The sequence below is a fragment of the Micromonospora sp. NPDC000442 genome, assembly GCF_042898635.1.
In the GTDB taxonomy this organism is placed as follows: domain Bacteria; phylum Actinomycetota; class Actinomycetes; order Mycobacteriales; family Micromonosporaceae; genus Micromonospora.
In genome coordinates this window covers 14,759-29,135 of record NZ_JBIAYZ010000031.1, presented here as the reverse complement: position 1 = coordinate 29,135, position 14,377 = coordinate 14,759, and the positions used below count along the sequence as shown (strand labels likewise).

Genomic DNA, 14,377 nt, shown 5'->3' with positions numbered 1-14,377 from the left:
GTTGGTCTCAGAGCCGGTCGACAGCGGTACGCAGTAGTCGCGTCACGTTGTCGGCCCGCTGCGCCGGCTTGGCGTTCGCGCTGAGCAGGATCTGGTAGTTCAGGAAGACGACCTGCTCACCGTCGCGGGTGCCGGCGGTGACCCCGAGCGGGCTGCTGCGGATCAGGAACGCCTCGTCGCCGAGCCCGGTCAGCGGTTCGCCGGTGCCTCCCCAGCGCGCCGGCGAATAGAACGACCGTCCGGTGTAGACCTGCAGGTGAAGCTGGTGCATCGCGCCGTCGCGGCCCACCCAGACACACTCGCGGGTCGACTCCTCGCCGCTGTCGACCGTGGCGGCGGTGCCGAACAGGTCACCGGCCTCGGCGATGGTCAGCAGCTCGCAGACGGCAACTGCGGTGGCCTCCTCGTCTCGGGCGGACTCCGCCGGCCGGGCCGACTGGGAACCACTGGACACCGCCGTCGCTTCTCCGGCCGGCGCTCGGGTGTCGTCCGGTCCGCCGCAGCCGACGGCTGTGAGGGCGCACGCGACCATGAGGAGTTGTACGCCGTACCGTCGGGTGATCGCCATGGTGTTCACGAGATCACTGCCGTCCGGCGGTGCTGAAGCTGACCCGGCGACGCCTGGTCACGACGAACAGCGCCACTCCGGTGCCGAGCAGGACCAGTCCAGCGATGAAGATCAATGCGGTCTGGGCGCCGGTGATCGGCAGCTGGCCGCTCGCGCCCGGCGGGCCGCTCGCGCCCGGCGTGGTGACGCTCGGGCTCGGATCGGCGCTCGGGTCAGTGCTGGGGCCCGGGTCGCCGCTGGGGCTCGGGCTTGGCTCGACGGCACAGTCGGTCGGCCGGACATGGGTGCCGGTCAACCAGGTAGACCAACCACCGCCGGCCCGCGGGCCGCGGACGTAGAACGGGTCGCCGTCGACCAGCGGCAGCTCAAGCTCGGTGCGACCGGGAGCGAGCGGTGCCACCTCCCACGGTGGGTAGCCGTCGGCGAGGACCTGGATTCCAGGAACCGGCCGGGTTCCCTCGTTGCTGAAGGACAACACCAGCCCATCGCAGCCGCTGGTCGGGGTGACGGTCAGCAGCGGCGCGTCGGTGCAGCCCTCCGGCGTACGGTGCAGGTAGCTCGATGTCGGCAGGCCCTCGCGCCGGATCTCGAAGAGGTCACCGTCGCTGGCGCCGTACTCCGCGCTTCCCCGGGAACGCATCGAGAACTCGTCGATCACGGCGTCGTTGCGCACCACCGTGGTCTGCCAGCTGTCGTCACCTCCGATCGTCCCGGTGTCCCAGGAGAAACCGACCGCCCCGCAGAGGTCCGCGAAGTTGACCATCGGCGGGTCGGCGACGGCCGGCGTGGCGGTGCCGAGTAGCAGACCGCCAATCGTCATGAGTGTTGCGGCGGCGAGAACGGACAATCTGCGACGCATGAGGGAAAGGCCCTTCGAAGGGAGGCACGCGGTGGCGAGTGACCGGCACGGTGGTCAGGTCGTCCGAGCCCACCACTGGAGCTGGTGATCCAGCATGAGTGCCCGGGTACTCAATCGCGCCGAGCTGAGCCTCCATGCGGGTCGAGGGCTGCCCGGAGCTCCGCACGGCCAGAGACACCGAGCTTGGCGTACGCCCGATGCAGGTGGTTCTCCACGGTCCGTTCCGACAGATGCAGCCGGCTGGCGATGCCCCGAGCGGATTCACCACGGGCAGCCGCCAACGCCACCTCCCACTCGCGTGTGGTCAACTGGCTGACCGGGCCGCGGCGCCGCAGCGCCGGAGTGCTGGCCGGCTCGCCGGTCGACACCAACTGCGCCTCGGCGAGCAGGTGTGCGCCGGCTGCCACCGCCGGATCGCCGCCGGCCGACCCGGGAGCCCCGTCGCGGGTGACGACGCCGGTTCGGGCGGCGGCCTCAGCCAGAGCGGCGGCCTCGGCGGCGTGCAACGGCATCCCGTACCCGGCGAACTGCCGGGCCACGTTCAGCAGTCCGGCCGGATCGGCGGCCTGCGCGGCGGCGGCGTACCGGACCACGGTGTGACCGAGCAGCCAGCCAGGAGGCGGCGGATACGCGGCGAGTAGCGTTACCGCTCGCGCGCCGGCACCGAGCCGCACCAGATCGAGTGCGCCCAGCGCGCCCGCACCTACCGCGCCGAGCCGGCCGTGTTCGGCGACCGACGCCGCCAGCACGCCGATACCGACGCCACCGTCCCCGACGACCGCACCCCGCCAGGCGTACGCGCGGGCGACGTCGATGTCGAACAGCCGCATCGAGCGTGGCCCGCCCGCGTAGCGGTGCAGATCGGCGGTGAGACCCTCGATGTCGGCGTCGGTGCCGAGTTGCGCGGCGGCCTGCAGTCCAACGGCGACGGACCAGCGGCACACCGGACGTAGGCTGATCTCTTCGGCGACCAACTGGGCTTCCCGCGCCCAGCGCAACGCGGTCCGTGGCCGGCCGCGGACCAGAGCGATCTGGCCGAGCACCAGTGCGTGCAGCGCCTGGCTGACCGGGTTGGTCGGATGCAGACTGGCCTGGTAGCCGTGTTCGGCGAACTCCAGGGCAGCGGCCGGGTCGGGCCGGTAACAGCGCAACGCGGCAGCGGCGGGTGACGCGCCGGCGGCCTGCAGCTGGCTACCGCCGATGTTCCCGCCGGTCAGTGGCATGGTATGCGCTATCAGTGCCTCCGCCTCGGCGTACCGGCCGGCGACCAGCAGAGCGCCGCCAGCCGCGCCGCTGGCCGCTAAACGGGCCGGCATCGGTGCATCGCTGCCGATCACCGCCAAGGACGGTTCGATCACCGTGCAGTCCAGTTGCACCGAGCGAAGGTACAGGTCGAACGCGGCCAGTGGGCAGGCCGCCGGGTCGCCGGCGGCGGTCGGGTCCGCGCCGGTCACCCGTGCTCGGTCCCGGCGGGCACGCTCGACGACGCTTCGGGCAGCGGGTACGTCGTCCATCGCGTGTACCAGGATCTCGGCGTGTTCGACGGCGACCAGCAGCCGGTCCAGATCGGTCTCGGCCAACCGGACCAGCTTCGTCAGCTCGGCGCAGCGGGCGAGTGCCTCGTCGATGCGGCCGAGTTGCACCAGCGCCCGTACCGAAACCAGCCCGGCGGCGACGTCACGGTGTGCCTGGAAGGCCCGGTCGGCCAGCCGGTACGCCAGGGCGTACTCCCGGTTTCTGGTCGCCTGTTCCGCGGCGGCCAGCATCACCTGCGGGTTGACCGGACCGCCGGCGTCGAGCCGCCAGCGGGCGACCCGCAGCCGATCCTCCCCGCACCCGGCCGATGCCGAACAGGTCGTCTCCGGCTCGGACGCGTCGGCGAGCCGCCGCAGGTGCCGCAGGCGGCCGAACGCCGGGGTGCCGGCGCGCAGCAGTTCGCCGTAGAGCGGATGGCTGAGCCGGACCACCGGCGGGTCGGCGGGGCTGACGGAGAGCAGACCACGGCGTTCCAGTGCCTCTAGGGTGTCCTCGGCGACGAGGGCGACCGCCAGCCGCAGTGGGACCGGCTCGCCGGCAGCAAGCAGTTCCAGCGCGTCGCGTTCGGCCGAACAGGTGGCGGCGAGGCGGTTGGCCAACAGCTCGGTCAGCCGGGGTACTGCGGTCATCGGGCCGGTGAGCCGCCACAGCCCACCGGTCTGGTCGAGCAACCCGGCCTCACCGGCAGAGATGACGAGCTCGCGTAGAAAGAGCGGGTTGCCGGCGGCGGTGTCCCGCAACCGGCGCAGAGTCCGACCCTCCACCGGGCCGCCGAGCAGGGCGGTCAGTAGCGCGTCGGACGCCGACGGGTTCAGCGGCGCGAGGTCGATCCGGACGACTCCGGCGTCTTTCCACAGGGCCGTGACCGCATCCGGGACCGACTGATCGGTGCGTGCGGTCGCCAGCAGGGTGACAGTCCGGTCGACAGCGGCGTGGTGCAACACCGCGAGAGAGACCGGATCCAGCAGGTGCGCGTCGTCGACTGAGAGGATCACCCGGCCCTGCTCCTGCGCGGCGATCCGGCGTAGCCCGAGCAGGCCGACCTGCACCGGGCTGAGGCTGGTCTGGTCAGGCCCCGGCGGGCCGAGCAGACCGGCCAACCCGCCGAGCACCAGTTCGGCGGAGTCGGCGGTGCCATGGACAGCGAGGGTTCGCGCGCCGCGTACCCGTGTGATGGCATCGTGTCCGACCGCCTCGCGGGCGAGCCGGCTCTTGCCGACGCCGGCTGATCCGGCGATCAGCGCGCCCGGTCCGTCCGAGGCACGCAGCGACTCGACCGCCGTGGCCAGCTCCAGCTCACGGCCGATCAGCGGCGACTCCTGCACCGGCCGGTCCATGGTCGGCACACTAGTCGCCCGCGGCCAACCGGCAACGATCTGATGCAGGGGAGCGATGTGGAGTCGACAACATGTCATCGTCTCCCGGTATCGCTGGAGAGCCGCCGCCGTCAGTCGTACGCCGGTCCGGTTGAAGTCGTTGCGCCACTGGATCACCGATGCGTGAGCGGCATACAGCAGCGTGTGGACGGCGACCGACGGCAGTCGGCGTTCGCCTCGTGCAGTGCCGCCAGCGCCGCGGCCACGCCCACCAGAGGCACGGCTGATCCACAGCACCTGGCTGGGTGGACTCCGTTTCACGGCCGGCGAGGTGGTCGTCGACCGCACGCTCAGACGTGGGCCACTCCCTGCCACCCCAGCTGAACCCCAGGTCGCGAGACTGTGCCCTCGCGCCCTCATAGCTCAGGGGATAGAGCATCGGTTTCCTAACCCGACGCTCCGCCGGTGTCCACGAGCCGACGGCCTGCGGCTTTCCTACTGTCCCCCGTTGCATGCCGGTCGCTTCGCGGGCTCGCTGCGATCGCTTGCCGAAGATCAGCTGGAACGTTATGAGTCCTGCGTGCACCTGCTTGACGCTGCCGCGAGTCGGGAGCCGAGAGTCACCCTTACTCGCCGTCGAGCAGTTCGCGGCGCCATTCGGCGAATCGGTTACGGAGATTGTCCAGCGCTGAGCCTGTGACCCCGTACTGGGCGAAGTCGTCGGGATCGAGCTGGGCGGCTTGTCCGAGGGCGTCGGCGAAGACACGCGGGTCGAAGCCACGGTCGGCGCGCTGCGCGAGGGTGAGGAGGTCGTCGCGGGTGTAGCGGCCGGATTGGACCGTGGCGTCGATGTCGATGAAGTCCCGGGCGAACGCTCGCCCGTAGAGGGCGCTCATCTTGTTCGCGACCGCGTCGTCGGGGTGGAGGACCGGTCCGATCGCCATGAGGATCGGTTCGTTGGCACGCCAGTCCACGCCGAGTTCGACCTTGGAAACCCGAACCCCGTCGCTGACCGCCAACCGGGTAAAGGTGTCGTACTGCCGCTCGGTCTCGACGGTCAGGCCGTCGTCCCGGTAGGCGTCCACGACGGCGGTGACCGCGGCGGTGAACTCGTCGCGGCGGTCCCAGGCGGTGAACAGGTCGACGTCCTCACTGGGTCGCTCCAGAAGCCCGGCGGCCTGTACCGCGTAGCCGCCGGCCAGCGCGAAGCCGTATCGATCAGCGGCCCTGAGCCCAATGCGGGCGAGGCGTTCGTGGAAGGGGTCCACTGCTACGCCGCGTTGCTGCGGGTCGCGGCGAGTTCGGGGAAGGCGTCCTCCCAGCGCTGGCGGAGCTGGGGTGGCAGCCAGAGAGTGGGCCAGAGCCGCTGGAGGAGGTCGGCGTCGAGCCAGGTGTGCAGATCCTCGACCGTGGCGGCTTCGGTGAGCACCACCTTGTACATGCTGGCCAGGCGTGCGGTCCGGTTCAGGTCGTACTCGGCGTGCCCCGACCAGTCGAGATGACGCGGAAGCGTCACCGTGCCCTCGGTCGGGCCGTGCAGCGCGGCGAGGGTTTCGGCCACGACGTAGGGCTTCCGGTCACCGTAGGGCCGGTAGTCCGCCGGCAGCTGAGGGGATGTCCTGCGCCGGCTGAGATTGGTCGCCCGCCGGACCTCCGGTCGTAGCGCCTGGCGGATCGTTTCCCGGCTGTACCCGGTGACCCGCTGCAGATCCACTGGCCGCCAGCCGGCCGCGTGAAACGCCCGTAGCTGCTCGTCCCGCTCGGTCAACGCGGCCGCCCGCGTCGCCTCGTACCGGGAGACAACCGCGTGCAGCTCATCCTCGGAGAACCGGCTCATGCCCGTAGCCTACTACGCTAGGCCAAGCGCGCTTGGCACCTTGGTCATATCCCCGTGACCGGCGGGACCAGTCATGGTGACGCGATGGGATGCACTCATGTTCTGGTGAAGCTGAGTGCCCGGTATCCGGGCATGCGGCGTGGGAGTGAGGCGGCGAGGATGGGTGTGGCCGGGGCGTGGTAGTCGTGGACCTCGACGAGGTCCTTGCCGGGCGCGGCGCGGATGACGCGGCCGGCGCATTGGACGAGTAGGCCGTCGTAGGAGATGGGGCCGGCGAGGAAGAGGGTGTCGAGGGCGGGGGCGCCGAAGCCTTCGCCGATGAACGGTGTGGTGCCGATGACAAGGAGGCCGTCGCCGGTCTTGGCGCCGCCGAGCCAGAACTGCGCGGCAAGGCACAGCGGTTTTGCTCGGCACCGTGCTGTACGAGACCGCTCGGGCACGTTGACCGTCGATGGATCATCTTTGTCTCATTCGGGGGACCGGAAACGCTGTCAGCCGAGGATGAGTAGGCCTTACCGGACAGGCTTCTGTCGTCAGAAGCACGGTGTCTCCTTGATGAAAGGGATGATGCCTGACGACGGGTAGCGGGCGAACTTGCCATGGATTCCTCCGCTGTAGGTGATGTCCCCGACGCCCCAGACCTGCACCCGGTACTTGCGTTGCGGGTTCTTCTTGTAGTGGAAAGTCAGGCTGCCGCTGGTCGGGCCGCCCGTGGGATATGCCAACGTCCGGTGCATGACGGTGTAGTTCTCGGTGCAGTCGATGACGAGGTACCAGAAGATGCCGGACAGCAACCGCTTGTCGTTGTTCATGCGCCAGTAGCCGTCGACCTGGATGTAGTCGCCGGTGCGGGTGCCGCGGACACCGGCGGTGACGTCGAACCGCTGGATGGGGTCGAACTTCCCCAGGCTGGCGAAGATCCAGCTGCTGGTGATCGTGGCGGGGTCGGTGGTGGTGCCGTCGGCCCACTGAGGCAACGCGGTGACGATGTTCGTCGACGCGCTCTCCCCAGCGGCGTTGATCGCCGTGACCTTGAAGTTGTAGTAGTGGCCGTTGCCGAGGTATCCGACGGTCATCGACCTCTTGTTCAGCGGGTACGGCAGCTTCTCCCACCAGCCGTTGAGCGTGGCGTCGCGCACGTAGACGTGGTAGTACACGTCCGGGGTCGGGCTGGCCGACCAGCTCAGCTTGACCGAACTGTCCCCAGCGACCGCGCGCAGGTTGGACGGCGGTTTCGGGAACGGCGGCATCGGCCGGGCGGTGTCGGTGTTCGACGGCGAACTGGTCCCGGCCAGGTTCGTTGACCGCACCCGGAACTCGTACGTGGTGCCGTTGTTCAGGTACTTCACGGTGAACGAGCAGCAGGAGCTCACCGGATACGGCAGGCGGATCCACGAGCCGCCGACCTTGCGGTACTCGATCCAGTAGTAGACGTTGGCCGTGGAACTCCGCGTCCAGGTCAACTTCACCGCGCCGTTGCCCGCGTTGCTCGCGTTGAGGTTCGACGGCGGTTGCGGGAACGGCGGCAGCGGTCGGGCCGAGTCGGTGTTGGACGGGCTGCTGTCGCCGGCCACATTGGTCGCCCGAACCCGGAACTCGTACGTGGTGCCGTTGTTCAGCAGGTTCACGGTGAACGAGCAGCAGGTATCCACTGGATACGGCAGGCGTTTCCACGAGCCGCCGGACTTGCGGTACTCGATCAGGTAATACACCCGGGGGGTGGGGCTGGCCGACCAGGCGAGGGAGACCTTGCCGTTTCCGGCGGTGGCCCGCAGGCTGGTCGGCGGCTTCGGGAACACCGGCATCGGCGTCGCACCGGCCACGTTGGAAGGATCACTCTCGCCTGCGGCACTGGTGGCGGCGACTCGGTACTCGTACCGCTCTGCGTTGGTCAGATACTCGGCGGTGAACGTGCAGCAGCCGTCGACCGGGTACGGCATCTTCCGCCAGGACTGGTTGCGAGAGGCGTTGCGGTGGTAGACGACGTACATGACGCCAGCGGTCGGACTGGCCGTCCAGTTGAGCCGGACGAAGCTGTCCCCGGCTGTCGCCTTGAGGTTGCTCGGCGGTTGGGGGGCGATGCCGACGGCGGTGGCCCGGGAGGTCGCCGAGGCAGGCCCTTCCCCCGCCACGTTGGTGGCGCTCACCTTGAACTCGTAGACATGGGTGTTGACCAGGTACTGCCAGGTCGCCTCGGTTAGCTCCGTCGGGTACGGCGATTTGCGGAAGGTGGTCTCGCCTGCGGTCACGTCCCGCCAGTACACCCAGTAGAGAACGTTCGGGCCGGGCGCGTCCCAGGTCAGCCGGATCTGCAGACTGCCGGACGGCACGGTCCGCAGGTTCGTCGGTGCCGTCGGCCGCGCCACCGTGCTCCGAGCCTGCACCGGCGCCGACGCCGCGCCCTCGCCGGACAGGTTCTCGGCGGTCACCTTGAACTCGTACGTGTGCAGGTGGGTGAGGTATTCCCAGGTCGCGGTGGTCTTGTCGGTGGGGACCTCGGATCGTTTGAAGGTGGTCTCCCCCGCGGTGACGTCCCGCCAGTAGATTCGGTAGTAGAGGTTCGGGCCGGGCGCGTCCCAGGTCAGGGTGATGTCGCCGGTGGACAGCGGCTGGAGAGCCAGGTTCGTCGGCTGGTCGGGCAGCGGTGGCATGGGTTTGGCCCGGGCCACGTTGCTGGGCAGGCTCTCGGAACCCCGCGTCGCGGTCACCTTGTACTCGTACTCGTGGCCGTTGGCGAGGTACTGCGCCGGCATGGTGCAGCATTCGGAGATCGGTATCGGGAGCTGCTCCCACTCCTCGTTCTCGGTAGCGTCGCGCTGGTAGACCCAGTACCAGACATCCTCGGTGGCCGACGGGTCCCAGGTGAGGGTGTTCATGCCGTCACCGGGTGTGACGCGCAGGTTCGTCGGGGCGGCCGGCGCGTCGAAGTACGCGGTCGCGGTGGCCGGTGCCGACGTCGGCCCCTCACCGCCACGGTTGGTCGCGCTGACCTTGAACTCGTAGGTGTGGCCGTGGGTGAGGAAGCCCGCTTCCATCGAGCAGCACTCGGTGAGCGGCAGCGGCAGCTTGGTGAACTCCTGCTCGTCGACGGTGGTGTCGCGTTGGTAGACCCAGTACCAGACGTCCGACTGCGGCTCGGTCCAGGTCAGCTCGATGGTGCCGTTGCCCTGGGCGGTCGCGGTCAACGCGCCGGGCGCAGGCGGCGGCGCGATGGTCGACTTCGCGGTGGCCACCTCCGATAACGGACTGACCGCCATCGTGTTCACCGCGACCACGGAAAACTCGTAGGTGTGCCCGGGCACGAGGTGGTCGGCGACCGCGCTGGTGCCGCTCCAGATCGTGGGTTGCCGCTCCACCGGATCGCGCTGCCCGGCGGTCACATCCCGCTGGGAGATCCGGTAGCTGACTCCCTCGGTGTCGATCGGCTGCCAGGCCAGGTTGATGGTGCCGTCGTCGGCCGGGGTGGCGGTGAGGCCGGTGGGCGCATCGTCCAGCGGTGGCGCCACCCGCAACAACCGGTTGGGGGAACCGACGCCGGGATCGCGGATCACGCCCGGCTCGGCCAGGCCGAGAAGCGCGGCGGACACCTGCTCGGGCCGGTAGTTCTTGTGTGCCTGCAGCACCAGCGCCGCCGCACCGGCGACGTGCGGTGTCGCCATGGAGGTGCCAGCCGAGTCGCGGGATGAGGTGTCGTCCATGTTGCTGGCCGAGGTGATGCCGACGCCCGGCGCGAAGATGTCGACGCACGACCCGTGGTTACTGCGCGGGGCGCGCTTGTCGTCCTGGCCGGTGGCCGCCACGGTGATGACGTCTGTCAGGGCGGCCGGTACCTCCGTGCACGCGTCCACGTCGGCGTTGCCGGCGGCGGCGACCACGGTGATGCCCTTGTCGATCGCATCCTGCACTGCTTTGCCGAGCCGGTCCCGGTCCCGCGAGGGGGTCGCCACGCTGAGGCTGATGTTCATCACTGCGGGCAGGACGGCGTGCTGGGTGATCCAGTTGACGCCCCCGGCCATCCTTGCGGCGGTCGTGGCCATCTGGCAACCGATCTGCACGTCGATGATGTGCGCCTTCTTCGCCACTCCGTAGCTCTTTCCACCGGCCGTGCCTGCCACATGGGTGCCGTGCGCGCCGCACAGTTCCACGTTGCGGGAGCGCTTTTCACCTCCCACGTCGGCCCGGCCACCGAAGTCGGTGTGGGTGGTCCGCACACTGTCGTCGAGGATGTACACGTCGACGCCTTCACCCATGGACGGAAAGACGAACCTGCCGTCCAGGGTGCCATCGATGCGGTCCAGGCCCCACGAGGGTGGATTTTCCTGGACGCCACCGCTGTCCGACGCCGAGACATCGCCGTCGTCGTCCAAGCTGACCGTGCGGTCCTCCTCGACCGCCTCGACGGCCGGGTCGGCGGCGAGTTCGCGCGCCCCCGCGTCGGTCAGGTCGGTGACCGAGAAGCCGCCGAGGGCCGCGCCGAAGACTCCGTCGAGGCTGCCGCCGTATCGGGCGACCAGGCGGGTTGCGATCTCCCGGATGCCGTACTCGCCGCTGGCCGCGCTGTCGCGCAGGTCGACGAGGTAGCTACCGGCCACGGCGATGCCGTCCGGGGCCGGCAGGAATTCCCCCTGCTGGGTGGGCCCGCCGCGCGCGGTGGCCGACACCACGGCCGTCGGGGCGCTCTCGCCGTTGCCGTTCACCGCCGAGACGGCGTACTCGTACAGGTGCCCGTCCACCAGGCCGGCGTCGGTGAAGGACGCCGCCGCGACCTGGCCGGGCAGCCGGACCGGGTGGCTCTGCCCGTACGACAGGTCCCGCCGGTGGATGCGGTAGCCGGTGGCACCCGGCGAGGCGGTCCAGGTGAGCTGGACGTTGCGCTGCTCGTCGGCGGAGGCGGACAGCTCGGTCGGCGTCGGGGGCAGGGTCGCCGGGTCCGGCGCCGGCCGCGGCCAGGTGACCTCCACGAACCGGGGCCGGTAGAGGCGGGCGTCCGCCTGGTTGTCGGCGTTCGCCAGGCTGTTGACGTTGTACGACACGAGCAGCTTGCCCGGGCGCGCCAACTCGGGATGCAGTCGGGCGTCGTACACGATGATCTCTTTGCCCGGCTGCGGTTCGGGCGCCCGGAAGAGGTGCACGGGTCCGCTGAAGGGACCGGTCGGCGCCGGCGCGGTGTAGGCGACGGTGTCCGGGTTGAACACGAGATTGCCGTCGACGGTGACCAGCACGTACTGGTTTCCGACCTTCTGCACGCCGAAGGCGGTGGTGGTGCCGGCCATCAGCCGGGTGGCCGACGACTCGTCTGCCGACCAGCCGTCGCCGGTCCAGAACTGCCACGGTCCGGCGAGGCCGCCGGCCGGCACCTTGGCGAGGTAGATCGGCTTCACCGGCCCCGAGTCGTTGACCAGCCGGGTGCCGTAGATGTAGGTGGTGTCGCCGTCCTCCAGGATGGCCGAGCCCCAGGCGATCCGGTCGGCCACCGGGAGCGGGGTGAGCGAGCGCAGGGTCAGCCCGGGCAGGTCGAACGATGCCAGGGCGGTGCCGGTCAACTTCAGGTCGAGGGGCTTCGGGCCGGAACGCAGGTAGTGGTTGTAGAGCACCTTGAGGGTGGAGGCCTCGACCGTGCCGTCACCGACCCAGTAGCCGGCGCTCGCGGGATCCCCGTCCCGCTCGGCGCCGACCAGGGACAGCGGTTCGTCGGCGCTGCCGCCGGTCAGCGTCTCGGAGAGGGTGGCGTCGTCCTGCACGACGATCGAATTGTGGATCATCGGTTGGAAGTCGGGACGTGATCCGTCGGGGTTGACCGAGCCGACGAAGGTGTCCGAGAACAGCCACACCATCCGGCCGTCGGGCAGCTTCACCGAGGCGGTGCTGTCGCCTCCGTTCCACCTGCCGCTGGTGTCTCCGTACGCGCGGAAGGCGTCGTTGAGTTGGGCCGCGGACATCCCGTCCGCCGGGATCTCGGCCTTCGCCACAGCGCCCGGCGCCAGCAGAATCGCCACCGTCACGAGCATCGCGACGGCGGCTCGCCGAGCCTTCGCCGCAAACATCGCCTGGTTGTTGAGCGATACGCCCATCGGATACTCGCTGCGGTCGGTCGTCACGCTCGCCATCCACGAATAATGTGCCATCGATATGTGGAGCGGGGTGAAGGATCTGGACATCGAACGCAAGAATGTGGACAGTCACTCAGCGTCACCGGGGGCCGCGCGGAGGGCGCGGTAGGGAGGTCTGCGATGCCGGTCGAGGAACCGAGCGTGGCGATGCTGGCTTACCCGGGCGCGGGTAGCTTCGACTACGTCACGGTCAACGAGATCTTCGGCGTGGACTATGCGTACCGGTTCGGATCGTGGTACCGGACCAGGACGTGCGCCATCGAACCGGGGCAGATCGAGCTGGACGGTGGGATCACCGTGTCCGCCCCGTACGGGCTGGCCGAGGCGGAGGCCGCTGACCTGCTCGTCGTACCGGGTTGGACGAGGGAACATGAGGTGCCACCCCGGCCGCTGCTGACCGCCCTGCTGCGGGCTCACCGGCGCGGGGCCCGCATCATGTCGATCTGCACGGGGGCGTTCATCCTCGGCCACGCCGGCCTCCTCGACCATCGGCACGTCACCACCCACTGGACGACCGCACCGCTGCTGGCCTCGCTCTTCCCCGCCGCGACCGTGGACCCACGGGCGCTGTTCATCGACGACAGCGGCGTCCTTACCGCCGCCGGTATGTCCGCCGGTATGGACCTCGCCCTGCATGTGGTACGCGGGGACTACGGCGCGGACGTGGCCGCCGCGCTCGCCCGCAGGCTGGTGCTCTCCGGCTACCGCAGCGGCGGACAGGCCCAGTTCGTCGATTCGCCGCTCAGCCCCGATCCCGACGACCCGCTGCCAGAGTTGCTGGACTGGATGCGCGGGCACCTGGACCAGCCATGGTCGCTGCGGTCGCTTGGCGAACGGGTGCACATGAGTCCGCGGACGCTGGCGCGGCACTTCCACCGCCTGACCGGAATGAGCCCACACCAGTGGCTCACCCGGGAGCGGGTGCTCGCCGCCCAGCGCATGCTCGAGGCCAGCGACGAGCCGATCGCACGGATCGCCACGCGGACCGGGATCGGATCTACCGCCAACCTGCGGCACACCTTCCGGCGGGAACTCGGCATCTCACCCCAGGCGTACCGTGCCACGTTCCGTGCCCGCCGGACACCGCGATGACGCGTGGATGATCTTCGTGGATGTGTGCGGGGTGTACTCTCCAGCCGGTGCCAGGCCCGGCTACGTGGTTTGCTGCGCCTTCGTGACGACTTCAACGAAGGCGCGTACCAGGGCGTTCTCTCCGCCTTTGCGCCACACCGGCGCGTAGTGCAGCACCGGTCCGTCGGTGATGGGCAGGAAGGTGATGTCGCCTCGTTGCCGGGTGGCTCCCACATCCGATCCGACCGGGGACACGACCCTGCCACCGGCGATCGCTTGGAAGGCCTCCTCGAGGGTGACGATGCCCAGCCCGCGCCGGACGGGCCGCCCGGCCGGGGTGGTGGACGGGGTGTGCGCCTCCCACACGTAGTCGGGAATGGGGCCCTCGGGGTAGACCACCGGATGATCGCCGAGGTCCTCCAGCTCGACGCTGCCCCGGCCGGCCAGCGGATGACCGGCGGCCACCGCCAGCACCAGTTCCTCGCGGTGCAGGACCGGCCCGACCGTGAGATCGGGCTCGCGGATGGGCAGCCAGAGAATCCCGATGTCGACCGAACCGGCCCGCAGCGGCCCGAGCGGATCGGTCGGCAGGATTTCGCGCAGGCGCAGCTCGCACTGCGGGTGCCGCTGCCGGAACAGGTCGAGGACGGCCTCGACCGACTGGTAGTGGGTGCCCATGGTGCCGACGGTCAGCGTGCCGGCCTGGCCGCGTGCGGTGGCGGCGGCCTCCTCGATGCCGGAGATGATCTCGCTGTAGCCGGCGCGGAGGCGGTCGCGTAACCGTTCGCCGAGCGGGGTGAGTCGAACGGCGCGGCTCGTACGCTCGAACAGGCCCCCGCCGATCCGGCGTTCCTGCTGTTTGATCGACTGACTGACCCGCGATTGGGACACGTGCAAACGTTCGGCCGTGCGACCGAAATGAAGCTCTTCGGTCAGCGTCAGGAAGATCTCGATGTCGCGCAGTTCCACCAGACGGCCCTACCTTCGATCATTGCGGCCTGGGCAGTCTACGGCCGCGACGAGAACGGCGGCACGAGCGTGGCTCGGACCACCGGCCGTCGCGGGGTCCGTCGTCGATCG

9 protein-coding genes are annotated in these 14,377 nt (G+C 69.8%); 1 reads left to right on the top strand and 8 read right to left on the bottom strand.

Annotated elements, in window-relative coordinates; translation table 11 throughout:
- Nucleotides 1–7: 7 nt before the first annotated feature.
- The 7 genes from ACFY2A_RS28820 to ACFY2A_RS28790 form a co-directional block, all read right to left on the bottom strand.
- On the bottom strand, nt 8–568 hold the full coding sequence (locus ACFY2A_RS28820; protein ID WP_387176253.1) for a DUF3558 family protein: 561 nt from the start codon (nt 566–568) through the stop codon (nt 8–10).
- Between the two features lie 13 nt (nt 569–581).
- The gene (locus ACFY2A_RS28815; RefSeq protein WP_387176251.1) at nt 582–1,388 is read right to left on the bottom strand and encodes an LPXTG cell wall anchor domain-containing protein; all 807 of its coding nucleotides are present in this window, start codon (nt 1,386–1,388) and stop codon (nt 582–584) included.
- 149 nt (nt 1,389–1,537) lie between these two features.
- The gene (locus ACFY2A_RS28810; RefSeq protein ID WP_387176249.1) at nt 1,538–4,300 is read right to left on the bottom strand and encodes a LuxR C-terminal-related transcriptional regulator; all 2,763 of its coding nucleotides are present in this window, start codon (nt 4,298–4,300) and stop codon (nt 1,538–1,540) included.
- A 605-nt stretch (nt 4,301–4,905) separates the two neighbouring features.
- Nucleotides 4,906–5,547 (bottom strand): nucleotidyl transferase AbiEii/AbiGii toxin family protein, encoded by a 642-nt coding sequence (locus ACFY2A_RS28805; RefSeq protein WP_387176247.1) that lies wholly within the window; start codon nt 5,545–5,547, stop codon nt 4,906–4,908.
- Nucleotides 5,548–5,549: 2 nt separating this feature from the next.
- Nucleotides 5,550–6,116, bottom strand: a complete 567-nt coding sequence (locus tag ACFY2A_RS28800; RefSeq protein WP_387176245.1) for a hypothetical protein — start codon at nt 6,114–6,116, stop codon at nt 5,550–5,552.
- A 95-nt stretch (nt 6,117–6,211) separates the two neighbouring features.
- Nucleotides 6,212–6,556, bottom strand: coding sequence for a hypothetical protein (locus ACFY2A_RS28795; RefSeq protein WP_387176243.1), 345 nt, complete (start codon nt 6,554–6,556; stop codon nt 6,212–6,214).
- A 93-nt stretch (nt 6,557–6,649) separates the two neighbouring features.
- Entirely contained in the window at nt 6,650–12,223 is a 5,574-nt protein-coding gene (locus ACFY2A_RS28790) for a fibronectin type III domain-containing protein (RefSeq protein ID WP_387176241.1), read from the bottom strand.
- 123 nt (nt 12,224–12,346) lie between these two features.
- Between ACFY2A_RS28790 and ACFY2A_RS28785 the strand changes: the two genes are divergently transcribed.
- Nucleotides 12,347–13,318, top strand: coding sequence for a helix-turn-helix domain-containing protein (locus tag ACFY2A_RS28785; RefSeq protein WP_363923965.1), 972 nt, complete (start codon nt 12,347–12,349; stop codon nt 13,316–13,318).
- Between the two features lie 60 nt (nt 13,319–13,378).
- On the opposite strand, the gene ACFY2A_RS28780 is transcribed toward ACFY2A_RS28785, so the two are convergent.
- Nucleotides 13,379–14,266: a LysR family transcriptional regulator gene (locus ACFY2A_RS28780; protein ID WP_363923964.1), complete on the bottom strand. Its 888-nt coding sequence runs from the start codon at nt 14,264–14,266 to the stop codon at nt 13,379–13,381.
- Nucleotides 14,267–14,377 lie beyond the last annotated feature (111 nt).

Coding starts and splice junctions, on each gene's coding strand:
- ACFY2A_RS28820 (WP_387176253.1), bottom strand. CDS start 568: ATGGCGATCACCCGACGGTACGGCGTACAACTCCTCATGGTCGCGTGC.
- ACFY2A_RS28815 (WP_387176251.1), bottom strand. CDS start 1,388: ATGACGATTGGCGGTCTGCTACTCGGCACCGCCACGCCGGCCGTCGCC.
- ACFY2A_RS28810 (WP_387176249.1), bottom strand. CDS start 4,300: ATGGACCGGCCGGTGCAGGAGTCGCCGCTGATCGGCCGTGAGCTGGAG.
- ACFY2A_RS28800 (WP_387176245.1), bottom strand. CDS start 6,116: ATGAGCCGGTTCTCCGAGGATGAGCTGCACGCGGTTGTCTCCCGGTAC.
- ACFY2A_RS28790 (WP_387176241.1), bottom strand. CDS start 12,223: ATGGCGAGCGTGACGACCGACCGCAGCGAGTATCCGATGGGCGTATCG.
- ACFY2A_RS28785 (WP_363923965.1), top strand. CDS start 12,347: ATGCCGGTCGAGGAACCGAGCGTGGCGATGCTGGCTTACCCGGGCGCG.